This window comes from Gammaproteobacteria bacterium, assembly GCA_017999615.1.
In the GTDB taxonomy this organism is placed as follows: domain Bacteria; phylum Pseudomonadota; class Gammaproteobacteria; order JAABTG01; family JAABTG01; genus JAGNLM01.
Genome location: JAGNLM010000002.1, coordinates 251,789 through 262,558, shown reverse-complemented (window position 1 = coordinate 262,558; position 10,770 = coordinate 251,789). Strand labels below are relative to the sequence as shown.

The 10,770-nt window shown below is 68.4% G+C and carries 15 protein-coding genes (1 of these 15 running past the window's edge); 9 read left to right on the top strand and 6 right to left on the bottom strand.

The genetic code is table 11. From position 1 onward, the window contains the following. The 3 genes from KA217_04280 to KA217_04270 all read right to left on the bottom strand — a co-directional run. Positions 1-683: glycosyltransferase (locus KA217_04280; GenBank protein MBP7711665.1), on the bottom strand; the 683-nt coding region annotated here is incomplete at its 3' end. A gap of 53 nt (positions 684-736) precedes the next feature. Then, positions 737-1,498, bottom strand: a complete 762-nt coding sequence (locus KA217_04275) for a class I SAM-dependent methyltransferase (GenBank protein MBP7711664.1) — start codon at positions 1,496-1,498, stop codon at positions 737-739. After that, on the bottom strand, positions 1,495-2,742 hold the full coding sequence (locus KA217_04270) for an oligosaccharide flippase family protein (protein MBP7711663.1): 1,248 nt from the start codon (positions 2,740-2,742) through the stop codon (positions 1,495-1,497). The genes KA217_04275 and KA217_04270 overlap by 4 nt, the downstream gene beginning before the upstream one ends. 596 nt (positions 2,743-3,338) lie before the next feature. Here KA217_04270 and KA217_04265 point away from each other — a divergent pair. The 4 genes from KA217_04265 (at position 3,339) to KA217_04250 (ending at position 4,454) form a co-directional block, all read left to right on the top strand. After that, a complete protein-coding gene (locus tag KA217_04265; GenBank protein ID MBP7711662.1) occupies positions 3,339-3,623 on the top strand; it encodes a hypothetical protein in 285 nt (94 codons plus the stop codon). Further along, entirely contained in the window at positions 3,620-3,967 is a 348-nt protein-coding gene (locus tag KA217_04260) for a MarR family transcriptional regulator (protein ID MBP7711661.1), read from the top strand. The genes KA217_04265 and KA217_04260 overlap by 4 nt, the downstream gene beginning before the upstream one ends. Before the next feature lie 72 nt (positions 3,968-4,039). Next, the gene (locus tag KA217_04255; protein MBP7711660.1) at positions 4,040-4,213 is read left to right on the top strand and encodes a hypothetical protein; all 174 of its coding nucleotides are present in this window, start codon (positions 4,040-4,042) and stop codon (positions 4,211-4,213) included. Positions 4,214-4,250: 37 nt separating this feature from the next. Beyond that, entirely contained in the window at positions 4,251-4,454 is a 204-nt protein-coding gene (locus tag KA217_04250; GenBank protein MBP7711659.1) for a hypothetical protein, read from the top strand. Between the two features lie 298 nt (positions 4,455-4,752). Here the strand turns inward: KA217_04250 and KA217_04245 are convergent, their stop codons facing one another. Beyond that, the gene (locus tag KA217_04245; GenBank protein ID MBP7711658.1) at positions 4,753-5,709 is read right to left on the bottom strand and encodes an inositol monophosphatase; all 957 of its coding nucleotides are present in this window, start codon (positions 5,707-5,709) and stop codon (positions 4,753-4,755) included. A gap of 184 nt (positions 5,710-5,893) precedes the next feature. On the opposite strand from KA217_04245, the gene KA217_04240 reads away from it, so the two are divergent. After that, positions 5,894-6,136, top strand: a complete 243-nt coding sequence (locus KA217_04240) for a hypothetical protein (GenBank protein ID MBP7711657.1) — start codon at positions 5,894-5,896, stop codon at positions 6,134-6,136. A gap of 62 nt (positions 6,137-6,198) precedes the next feature. Next, the gene (locus tag KA217_04235) at positions 6,199-7,089 is read left to right on the top strand and encodes an RNA methyltransferase (protein ID MBP7711656.1); all 891 of its coding nucleotides are present in this window, start codon (positions 6,199-6,201) and stop codon (positions 7,087-7,089) included. Here the strand turns inward: KA217_04235 and KA217_04230 are convergent. After that, complete coding sequence (locus tag KA217_04230) at positions 7,013-7,639, bottom strand: phosphoribosylglycinamide formyltransferase (protein MBP7711655.1); 627 nt, start codon at positions 7,637-7,639, stop codon at positions 7,013-7,015. The genes KA217_04235 and KA217_04230 overlap by 77 nt on opposite strands. Continuing rightward, a complete protein-coding gene (gene purM, locus KA217_04225) occupies positions 7,636-8,682 on the bottom strand; it encodes a phosphoribosylformylglycinamidine cyclo-ligase (GenBank protein MBP7711654.1) in 1,047 nt (348 codons plus the stop codon). Before purM ends, KA217_04230 begins: the two co-directional genes overlap by 4 nt. A gap of 127 nt (positions 8,683-8,809) precedes the next feature. On the opposite strand from purM, the gene KA217_04220 reads away from it, so the two are divergent. The 3 genes in view from KA217_04220 to hda are tightly spaced (at most 48 nt apart) and all read left to right on the top strand, a layout consistent with a single transcriptional unit that may run on beyond the window. Next, positions 8,810-10,042, top strand: coding sequence for a DUF2066 domain-containing protein (locus KA217_04220; GenBank protein MBP7711653.1), 1,233 nt, complete (start codon positions 8,810-8,812; stop codon positions 10,040-10,042). Beyond that, positions 10,039-10,593 carry a CDP-alcohol phosphatidyltransferase family protein gene (locus tag KA217_04215; GenBank protein ID MBP7711652.1) on the top strand — a complete coding sequence of 185 codons (555 nt, stop codon included), beginning with the start codon at positions 10,039-10,041 and terminating at the stop codon, positions 10,591-10,593. The genes KA217_04220 and KA217_04215 overlap by 4 nt, the downstream gene beginning before the upstream one ends. 48 nt (positions 10,594-10,641) lie before the next feature. Beyond that, positions 10,642-10,770, top strand: partial view of a DnaA regulatory inactivator Hda gene (hda, locus tag KA217_04210; protein MBP7711651.1) — the beginning only. It continues 765 nt past the right edge of the window; only the first 129 of its 894 coding nucleotides appear in the window; it begins with the start codon at positions 10,642-10,644; the stop codon falls past the right edge of the window.

Below are 10,770 nucleotides of genomic sequence, written 5' to 3'. Positions count from 1 at the left end.
TCTACCCCCAAGCGCGTAGCAAGGGCGAGTAGCTCCTGTCGGAGCGGACCGTCGCCGAGAAGGACCAGGTGATGGTCCACGCCTCGGTCGCGGAGCATCGCATGGGCGCAAATCAGGCGATGAAAGGCTTTTTGCTTGACCAGTCGGCCTAGTCCGATGACGACGGGTTTTGAGAAGGCGTCGGGGAGGGGTGGTGGGTGTATGAGAGCGTTGTGCTGTGGAAGAAGGAAGTTCTCGATGACTTGCCATTGCCCGCTCCGGGGACATTGGCCAAGTGCTGTGCTTAGGGAATCAGCTGCTCCGTGCGAGGGGAAAACTATCCAGCGTACGTGGCGGTACACTGATCTGGCAACCCAGCGATCGGACCACGCAGTAGCGGTTTGGTGCTTGTGGAAGGCTATATGCGTCCACGAGAGAAACGGTCTCGATGATAGACGGGCTGCCAGGTGGCCGTAGGTGGTCGCTGCCAGCTCCATGCCTCCCAAGAGAACGTGGCTATCACGTGCCATACGTGCCAGGCGAAGGGGTAAGGCAAGTTTGCCTAAGAGTCCGGTTGCGCGCATGCGGCGCACATCCAAGTCCTTCAGGGCCGTAGACGTCAGCGACTCGTGGCGGTCAAAGAGAACGGCGATGCGCAGCTGCCAGCCGCGCTGGGCTAGTTGCTGGGCAAGGCGAATGTTCATTGGCTGGGCTCCACCAGGCGCGAGATCCGGAAGGATAATTAGGAGAGAGGGCTTCATTTGATGGCGGAAATGACTAAGTTTGTATCGAATATTGTTGGTTGTGGATGCATGTCGAGCAGCCTATAGAGAACTCGGTGGAGCCAATTGTTTGTGTGCCAGCGTAAGCGGTTTATTAATCGCAGGAGGGCACGGTTCGGGTGTTGCGAGGACCAGAACAGGCGAGGTGCTTGGCGGTCGAAGTGTAGGCCGTCTGGAGAAAAGCCGGCGGCTTCCAGTACCTGAATGAGCGAGTACTCAGAAAAGTGCGTAACGTGTGTGAAATCAATCGTCTGCGTGAATGCGCCGATGAGGGTTGAGGAGTTTGGAACGCGTATGCTCAGGCGTCCTTTGGCGGCGAGAACGCGGTGAAGGTGTCGCAGAACGGTCAAGGTGTCATGGCGCGGAAGATGCTCCAACACATCGTTGAGGAATACTAGATCATAGGAGTGGTCGGGCTGGCTCGCGAGGAAGGGGTGCAGTTCAGCACGCTGGAGAGCAACAGAAGGTGGCAGTAGAACCCGCGCCACGGCGAGCTGCTGGGGAGAAATATCGACGCCGGACAGGTTCGTGAAGCCTACGCGCTGGAGCGCGGCGAGAAGGTGGCCCTGACCACAGCCGAGATCTATGACGCGGGCATCGGATGCTACATCAGTAATCCAAGGGGGAAGGCGGTCGCGCTTTAGTTTCTCGGGGTCTGCTGGTAACCGTTCAACAACCTCCATTCTTCGGTAATGGGTAGCGTAGATGGCAAAGAGGTCGTTACTGGGGTCATTCATCTTCGTTTGGTCCGGAGGAGAATGAGTTGGATGAGGATGCTCGCGACTTCGCTCGCATATAGAGCAGCGGCGGCGCCTGGGAGGCCATATTGTGGCACCCAGCAGGAGGTTGCGAGAACGCCGGTACCAGCGGCTGTTCCATAAACTACGGGGAGATGGCGTTGGCCATCGAGGGCCGCTAGGGCGACTGTGAGTAGTGAGCGGACGACGAAGAAGGTGGGCAGGGCCGCGAGCAAGCGTACAGCGTGAAGTGACGGCTCAAAGCTTGGACCGAGGAAGTAGGGGAGGAGTGGGGCTGTGCTGGCCAGGGCAGCGCCGGCCGCGGCTGCCGCCCCCAGTGTTAGGACACCGAGCCGGAGGGTAGCCTCAAAAGGGTCTGGGGCTTTGTACGCTCGGGGGATCAGGGTTTCTAAGAGAGCCTGAAGCGGCAGGAGGAGCAGTTCGGTGATGCGCTGGGCGGCGGCGAAAGTGCCGGCGCCGGAGAGGCCCTCGTATCGCGCGAGGATGGGTTTGTTGGCCTCTGCCTGGAGGCGAATGGCTGTTCCCGCGAAAGCGAAGGGAAGGGCTGCGAGGGCGAGGTGCCGGGTGGGCTTGGTGGAGACAAGCGGGGAGGGTAAGTGCTGGATTGCGACGACAAGCACTAATACGAGGTAGCACGTTGTAGCTGCCGCATACCAGATGGCCCAGTGAGCGGGTGTGAGAGGAGAGACGGTAAGGAATGCGAGGAACGTCAGGAGTCGCGCGAGGATTAGGCCGGCCATAACGGCGCCAAAGGCACCCATGCGCTGGATTGCCTGCCAGGCGCGCGCAAGTAGCTCCAGTAAGCTGGAACCGGCTAGATCAGCCAGCACAATGGCTGCCACGGCATAGGCGGGCAGGGCGGTCGGGATCAGCAGGCGACAGGCGAGGAAGGCGAGAAAACAGAGGGGTAACACGCTGATGGCCCATAGGCGCAGGGCATCGCCGAGGTGCCTTGCAAGGTTTTGCGGGTCCCGCGCCCCGTCACGCAGGAGTAGTGCCTGTCCGCCGAGTCCAGCCAGGGGTGTGAAGAACGTCGCTACGGCCATGACGGCTATTAGCGAGCCATAGCCGTCCGCACCTAGTGTACGGGCCACAAGGATAAATAGCGCAGTCTGTGCCAACGCCCGGATCGAGAGCCACGTGAAGAGGACGCCGCTCGCGCGCAGGTAGGCGCCCGGGCGCCAAGCGAGCAGCTTCGCGAAGCGAGTGGCCGTGGACCCCATCATAAGCTTCGGTGCAGGCCGGTGAGCGTCCGCGCGCGGGTGGCGCGGTTCTGCACTGGCTCTCCGGGAGTATGCTGGGGGGGCGTACTGCGTCGGGGGGGTGCCATCGTGCGGTCTATCCTGAGGACCGGGCCGTGGCCCGAGCAGTGTCGCTGGCAGGCGCTTAAACCCGCCGGACCCTGCTGGTGCACTCGCGTTCTGCTGACAGAAACGTTAGCGATGAAGGGCACCCTTTACCCTTATCGAGTTTCCCTCCTCTGCGTTCCCGTTCAGGCGCAGCAGAGTCGTGCTTGGCTCGTCGCATTTTGCAGATATTGACAAATAATGTACGTCGGAGGGAAAAGAGCCTCCGGGGCTCGCGACGGGTTTGTTCTCTGGCTCGCGGAATATAGCGAGGTGGGGGGGGCATGCTTTAGGTCCAGAAGCGGGGACGTGGGCCGGAGGTTCTGCTGCCGTGAGGCCAAGGTTTGAGGACTCCAGCTTTTTTGACGCTGTCAAGGTTGGCTGAGGGCTGGTGGTGAGCCAGCGAAATGACGGCGCAGGGCGACACCAGCCTATCTTGACACACCGTATAAGCCGTTGGCAGCATCGCCAACATGGCCGCCACCCTCCTATATCGCAATCGCATTCAACTCGATAGCGGGGCGTTGGTGGAGGAGGTCATCTGGAGGTTGCCGGATCGCGATCCGGAGAGGCCGCACGGATATAAGTACAGGCTGGCTTACGTGCGGGGTGGTGAGCGAATCGTTGGCTACGACAATGAGCGCGGAAAGGGTGACCACCGGCACTACCTGGGCCGGGAGGAGCCTTACCGCTTCGTGTCCCTGGATCGTCTGCTGGCGGACTTCCTGGCAGACGTGGCACAAGAGGAAGGGCGATGAGGACGGTCACGGTGTGTGTCGAGAGTCTCACCGCGGGGCTCGACCGGTTTCGGGAGGTTTGGGAAAGCGGTGTGGCCCAAGGCGAGCTGCTCACCTTCGAGTCCGTCGAAGGACTGCATCGCACCCTCACGCCGAACCGGTGGGCACTGGTTCGCACGCTCCAGGCGGAAGGTCCGCTCGCGGTCCGGGAGCTGGCCCGTCGGCTGGGTCGCGACGTCAAGCGCGTTCATGAGGACGTTGCGAAGTTGAAGGAAGTCGGTCTCGTCGAGGATGCCGCAGGGGGCGTCTGGGTTCCCTACGATGAGATCCGGGCCGAGCTCACACTGAAGCGGCCGGCGGCGTGAGCGCGTTCCGCCAAGGGGGTGTAGGTTGCGCGATGGCGTCCATCACACTGTCCATGGAACAATCCAGGATGGGTGGAATGGGATGTCGAGGGCCAGCACACGCGGCCGGCCGACATCGAGCGCGCGCTCGCCCGGGTCTTCGACGCCGACGCCTGGCCGGCGCGCAAGCAGCGGCTTGCGGTGGCGCACATGGAGGCGGAGGGCGGGCTGGAAGCGCAGGCCTCCGGGGCCACCTCTGTTCGCTGACCGCGCTTTGAGAGGTCAACCGCAGGAGACATCGACGATGGCCAGGACACTGGAGGACATCGAGAAGGCGGTCTCAAGGCTGCCCCGGGACCAGCTCAGGCTCTTCCGGGCCTGGTACGAGAGATTCGACGCGGATGCCTGGGACGAGCAGATCGCTAATGATGCGGCCTCCGGCAGGCTCCATGCCCTCGCCGACGCGGCAATTGCCGATCACAAGGCGGGCAGATCCAGCAAGCTGTGAATCATTTCGCCAGCCCTTCCTTCCGGGCTGCCTATCGGGCGTTGCCGGCTTCCGTGCAAGGGGTGGCTGACCGGAGCCATGAGCTCCTGAGCCGCCATCCAGAGCATCCTTCGCTCCACCTCCAGAAGGGGGGCGTTAACTGATCTGTACGTGTACGCGTAGGGCTGCGATACCGTGCCCTCGCTGTTGAGGTGGACGACGGCCTGCTCTGGTTCTGGATTGGAAGCCATGCGGACTATGACCAGCTCGTCGGGCCCTGATCCCGCGCCGGGTGGACCGCACCCTGGTGCCCGCCGCCCTACGAGCCTCGAGGTCTGCTCGGCGCCCGCGAGGGTTTGCGGAGGATCCTCGCCGTCTTCCGGGCCTCGGGCTGCTCCCCCGCGGCCGCCGCGGTAATTTCCTCGGGATTGCCTTCCGAGGCCGGGCTCGCACTGACCACGGACTCGGTCCCCGCATCGGCGACCACGGAGGGCCGGGCCCCGAGCCTCCTCACCACCTCCAGGATCGCCCCCTGCACCCGCAGCCCGCCCCCGACGACGTTGCCCGTCGCGAGGTACGCCTCTCCGCCCTCGAAGTCGCTGACCGCCCCCCCCGCCTCCTGGATCAGCAGTGTGCCCGCCGCCATGTCCCACTCCTTCAGGCCGTACTCCCAGAAGCCGTCCAGGCGCCCGCAGGCGACGTAGGCCAGGTCGAGGGCCGCCGATCCGGGACGCCGGATCCCGGCGGTCTTCGTCAGCAGCTCCCGGAAGATGGCCAGGTAGGCGTCGAGGTCCTTCAGGTCGCGGAACGGGAAGCCGGTACCGAGAAGCGCGCCCTCCAGCCCCGTGCGCCGACTGACCCGGACGCGGTGGTTGTTGAGCTGGGCGCCGCGGCCACGGGTCGCGGTGAAGAGCTCGTTGCGCAGGGGGTCGTAGACGACGCCGTGCTCGACCTTGCCCCGGTACTTGATCGCGATCGAGACCGAGAACACCGGGAAGCCGTGCAGGTAGTTGGTGGTGCCGTCCAGGGGGTCGATCACCCAGACGTGGTCGTCCACGCCGTCCGCCCCCGTTTCCTCCCCGAGGATCGCGTGGTCCGGATAGCTGCGCCGGACGGTGGCGATGATGGCCCGCTCCGCGCGGCGGTCGACCTCGCTCACGTAGTCGTTTAGCCCCTTGGTGGTGACGTCCAGGGCGTCGACCCGGTCCATCTCCCGGACGATGACCTTGCCGGCCTCGCGGGCGGCGCGTATGGCGATTGTCAGAAGGGGGTGCACGGAGGAGGCAGCTCGTGTCGGGTGGCCGGGCATTGTAGCAGCGACCGGGGCGCCGCATCGGCGCGAGGGCGCGCCTCCCACGGGAGAGGGGCAGCGGGAGACGTTCCAAGAGGTTGCCGTTGACGTCCCAGCATAAAGATGGTTATGTGCATTTATGCGCACAACGGTTGAACTGTCTGACGACTTGTTCCGCAGGGCCAAGGCCGAGGCCGCTTTGCGCGGCCGCAAGCTCAAGGACCTGGTGGAGGAAGGTCTTCGCCTGGTCCTCGATGGGGCACCGGGGGGTCCGCCTGCGGGTGGGGATCGGCCGACCCTCTATGACGTCATGAAGGATGTGTGCGGCGTCGTCGACTCCGGGATCGACGACCTCGGGTCCAATCCGAAGCATCTGGAAGGTCTCGGTCGACACGCCCTGGGCCATCGCTGACACCGGTGCGCTGGTCGCCATCCTGGACCGGGCGGAGCGGCACCACGCCTGGGCCCTGGCCTATGTCTCTCGACTCTCTCCGAAACATTCGCTTCGTCCTGGTCGAGCCGAGCCACCCCGGCAACATCGGCGCGGTGGCGCGGGCGATGAAGACCATGGGGCTGTCGCGGCTCGCCCTGGTCCGGCCCGAGCAGTTCCCCAGCGCCGAGGCGACCGCCCGGGCCTCGGGGGCGGACGACGTGCTCTATCACGCCACCCTTTTCGATGATCTCCCCTCGGCGCTCGCCGACTGCGTGCTGACGGTGGGGACGAGCGCCCGGCGGCGGACGCTGGAGTGGCCTGAGCTGTCCCCTCGGGAGGCCGCGCCCGTGCTGCTGGAGGCGGCGGCGCGAGGGCCGGTGGGGGTGGTGCTCGGGCGCGAGAGCTCGGGGCTCACCAACGGGGAGCTGGAGCGCTGCCAGTACCTCCTGCGGATCCCGGCCAACCCGGAGTATTCGTCGCTCAACCTGGCGGCTGCGGCGCAGGTGGTGGCGTACGAGCTGCGGGTGGCGGCCCTGGCGGCGACGGCGGCTGGGTCAACCGAGGACATCGCGGCTGCGGAGGTGGCCCGGGTGGCTGGGGTCGCCGGACCGGATCCGCTGACGGAGGGGCGGACCTCGCCGCAGGCGGAGGACGCCAGGCCTGCGACCGCGGCGGAGCTGGAAGGGCTCCTTGCCCACCTGGAGGAGACCGCGACGGCCATCGGCTTCCTCGACCCGGCGGCGCCGCGCTACCTGATGCGGCGGCTGTGGCGGCTGTTCCACCGGGCGCGGCTCGACCGCACGGAGGTGAACATCCTTCGGGGGTTCCTGAAGGCGGTGTTGCTGGCCGCTCGCCTCACCCCGCCGCGCTGTCCTTCCGGACCACCCGATCCCCCTCCAGGCGGACCCGCCCCTCGGCGATCCAGCCGATGACCTGGGGGTAGAGCCGGTGCTCCTGCTCCAGCACGCGGGCGGCGAGGATCTCGGGGGTGTCGCCGGGGTGCACGGGGACGCGGGCCTGGTGGATGACGGGGCCGGCGTCCACCTCCTCGGTGACGAAGTGCACGCTCGCCCCGTGCTCGGCCGCGCCCGCCGCGATGGCGCGCCGGTGGGTGTCGAGCCCGGGAAAGGCTGGCAGCAGCGCGGGGTGGATGTTGATGAGCCGGCCCCGGTAGTGGCGCACGAATTCGGGCCCGAGCACGCGCATGAAGCCGGCGAGCACCACCAGCCCCGGGGCGTGGCGGTCGATGGCCTCGGTGAGGGCCGCCTCGAACGCCTCCCGCGTGGCGAAGCGGGTGTGGTCCACCACCTCGGTCGGCACGCCGGCCGCGGCGGCGTGGGCGAGCCCGCCCGCACCCGGCCGGTTGCTGATGACCGAGCGCACCTCGGCAGGCAGCCCGGCGGCCACCGCGTCGAGGATGGACTTCAGGTTGCTCCCGCGCCCGGAGATCAGGACGACGACCGGCAGCCGGTCCGGCTTCACCGGTACACCACGTGCGGCGCGGGGCCCTCGTCGGCCTCGATGACGCCCACGGGCCAGACGGTCTCGCCCGCCGTGGTGAGGACCCGGGCGACGGTGTCCACGGCGGAGGGCGGTACGACGACCAGCATGCCGACGCCGCAGTTGAAGGTCCTGAGCATCTCGCTCTCGGCGATCCGGCCGGTCTTCTGCAGCCACCGGAAGACCGCCGGGCGGGGCCAGGCGTCGACCCGGATCGCGGCCCGCGTCCCGCGCGGGAGCACCCGGGGCAGGTTCTCGGTGATGCCGCCGCCGGTGATGTGGGCGAGGGCGCGCACGTCGGCCTGGCGGATCGCCTCGAGGAGCGGCTTCACGTAGATCCGGGTCGGCGCCATCAGGCGGTCGATGAGCGGCGCGCCCTCCACGTCCTCCTCGAAGTCCGCGCAGGAGACCTCGAGCACGTGCCGGATGAGGGAGTAGCCGTTCGAGTGCGGGCCGCTCGAGGCGATGCCGAGCACCACGTCACCCGGCGTGACCCGGCTGCCGTCGATGATGGCGTCACGCTCCACGATCCCCACCGCGAAGCCCGCGAGGTCGTAGTCCTCGTCGGCGTACATGCCGGGCATCTCGGCGGTCTCCCCGCCCACGAGCGCCATGCCGGACATCTCGCACCCGCGGCCGATCCCGGCGATGACCCGGGTGGCGACCTCGAGGTCGAGCCGGCCGGTGGCGTAGTAGTCGAGGAAGAAGAGGGGCTCGGCGCCCTGCACCACGATGTCGTTCGCGGACATCGCCACGAGGTCGATGCCGATCCCGTCGTGCTGGCCGCTCGCGATGGCGAGCTTGAGCTTGGTGCCGACGCCGTCGGTGCCCGAGACGAGCACGGGGTGGCGGTAGCGGTCGAGCGGCAGCTCAAAGAGCGCCCCGAACCCGCCGAGGCCCTGCAGCACGCCGGGACGGCGAGTGGCTGCGGCGATGGGCTTGATGCGCTCGACCAGGCGGTTGCCCCGGTCGATGTCGACACCGGCGTCCCGGTAGGTGAGGCCCGTCGGGTCGGTCGTGGTCATGCCGTCGGCTCGCTCGTGGTCATGGAGGATATGCTAGTCGCCCCGCGCGAAACCGCGCAAACCTTGACTTGCCGAGGGGGCTTGCATAGCTTGCGGCATCATTCTGACCGAGAGGTGGGACGCGGGCGTGAGTCGTTTTCTGGCAGGCGGGGTGCTGGCCGTTCTCGGGTTGGCGTGGAGTGCCGCGCCGCCGGCAGCGACCGTGAGCGGGCTCTACGAGACGGAAGGGCCGGTCGCCGGGCAGGCGGCGGCGGAGCGCGATCGGGCGCTGCGCCGGGGGCTGCTCGAGGTGGTGGTGCGGGTTTCGGGCCAGCGGCGCGTGCCTCCCACGGGGGTCCTGAGCGGGGCCCTGCAGAGCCCCTCGCGCTACGTGCGGGAGTACGGCTACGGGGCGGCCCCCGACGCGGGCGGCGGCGCACGACCGGGGGCGGGCGCCTCGAGCCGGCTCTGGGCGCGCTACGACCCGGCCGCCGTGAACCAACTCGTGCGCCAGGCCGGGCTCCCGGTGTGGGGTGACGTGCGGCCCCAGACGCTGGTGTGGCTCGCCGTGGAGCGCGACGGGCAGCCCGAGCTCCTGGGCGCGGGCGACTCGGCCGCCGTGGATGCGGTGGTGCGGTCCCGGTCCCGGGCGCGGGGCCTGCCCCTGGCGCTGCCTTCGCTCGCCGGCGAGGACCGCGGCCGGGTGAGCGCCGAGGACGTCAAGGCCGGTGCGGTCGACCGGGTCACCGCCGCGTCCCGGCGCTATCCGGCGGACGTCGTGGTGCTCGGGCAGGCGCGCGAGCGCGTGCCGGGCCTCTGGGAGAGTCGCTGGACCGTGGTCTCGGGCGGCACGCCCGAGCAGTTCAACGTCGACGGCGAGCGGCTCGAGAAGGTGGTGGAGGAGGGGCTCGACCGGGTGGGTGACGCGGTCGCGACCCGGTACGCCAGGGGTGCACCCGCCGGGCAGGCTTCGGGGACGGCCCAGGCGGCCTCGGGTGGAGCGGCGGGGCAGGGCTCCCCGGCCGGATCCGCCGCCACGGCGAGCGGAGCGGCGCAAGGGGCCACCGCCGGGGCGCCGGTCGCTGCTGCGGCCACTGCCACTGCTGCCGCTGGCGCGGTGACTGCGGCCGACGGCCGGGCCCCGCCCAATCTGGTGGTGACCGGCGTGGACAGCTACACGGCGTACCTGCGGGCGCGCCGGGAGCTCGTCGCCTCGGGCGGGGTGAAGAGCGCGCAACCCGCGCAGCTCGACCCGGGCCGCGTGACCTTCCACGTCAAGCCGAACGGGGACCGGGAGGCGATCTCGCGCTCGCTCTCGGCGGGCGGCGCCCTGGCTCCAGTGGAGGGGAGCCCCGACTGGGCCTTCCAGTTGTCACCGTGAGCTGGAGTCTCCTGCCCAACACGCTCTGCGTCCTGCGCATCGCGCTGGTGCCGCCGACCGTGTGGGCGCTCGGGGTCTCGCACTACCGGACCGCGCTCGGGCTGGTCGTGCTCGCGGCCCTCACCGACGCCCTGGACGGGTTCCTCGCCCGGCGCTTCGGCTGGGGGTCCAAGGTCGGCTCCATCCTGGACCCGCTTGCCGACAAGATCATGCTGGTGTCCCTGTTCCTGGCCCTCGGCTGGCTGGGGCACCTGCCGGTATGGCTCACGGCCCTGGTGGTCCTGCGCGACGTCGTCATCGTTGCCGGCGCCATCGCCTATCAGGTGCTGGTCGGGGGCCTGAAGATGGAGCCGACCGTGGCCGGCAAGGCGACCACCGCGGCGCAGCTCTTGCTGCTCGGCGTGGTGGTCGGGCGGCTGGCGGGCGTGCCGCTGCCCGAAGGGCTCGTCGTGGCACTGGTCTGGCTCGCCGGCGCCGTGACCCTGTGGAGCGGCGTCGACTACGTCTACCGCTGGACGCAGCGGGCCATCGCTGCGTCCCAGGGCCGCTGAGCGCCCCGTTCGCCCCGCGAGCTGAGGCGGGCAGTGGCTGAGCAGCCTTTGTCTCCCCCGCCGGATCCCGGATCGACCGGGGGCCCGGGCCGGCCTGAGGCCGGCAGCCCGTCCCCGGCGGTTCAGCTCTGGCTCCCCATCGGCCTGCGCTCGGCCCCGAGCTTCGCGAACTTCGTT

Excerpts from the sequence above, each read along its gene's own strand:
- KA217_04275 (MBP7711664.1), bottom strand. The coding sequence starts at position 1,498 with ATGAATGACCCCAGTAACGACCTCTTTGCCATCTACGCTACCCATTAC.
- KA217_04270 (MBP7711663.1), bottom strand. The coding sequence starts at position 2,742 with ATGGGGTCCACGGCCACTCGCTTCGCGAAGCTGCTCGCTTGGCGCCCG.
- KA217_04265 (MBP7711662.1), top strand. The coding sequence starts at position 3,339 with ATGGCCGCCACCCTCCTATATCGCAATCGCATTCAACTCGATAGCGGG.
- KA217_04260 (MBP7711661.1), top strand. The coding sequence starts at position 3,620 with ATGAGGACGGTCACGGTGTGTGTCGAGAGTCTCACCGCGGGGCTCGAC.
- KA217_04250 (MBP7711659.1), top strand. The coding sequence starts at position 4,251 with ATGGCCAGGACACTGGAGGACATCGAGAAGGCGGTCTCAAGGCTGCCC.
- KA217_04235 (MBP7711656.1), top strand. The coding sequence starts at position 6,199 with ATGTCTCTCGACTCTCTCCGAAACATTCGCTTCGTCCTGGTCGAGCCG.
- purM (MBP7711654.1), bottom strand. The coding sequence starts at position 8,682 with ATGACCACGACCGACCCGACGGGCCTCACCTACCGGGACGCCGGTGTC.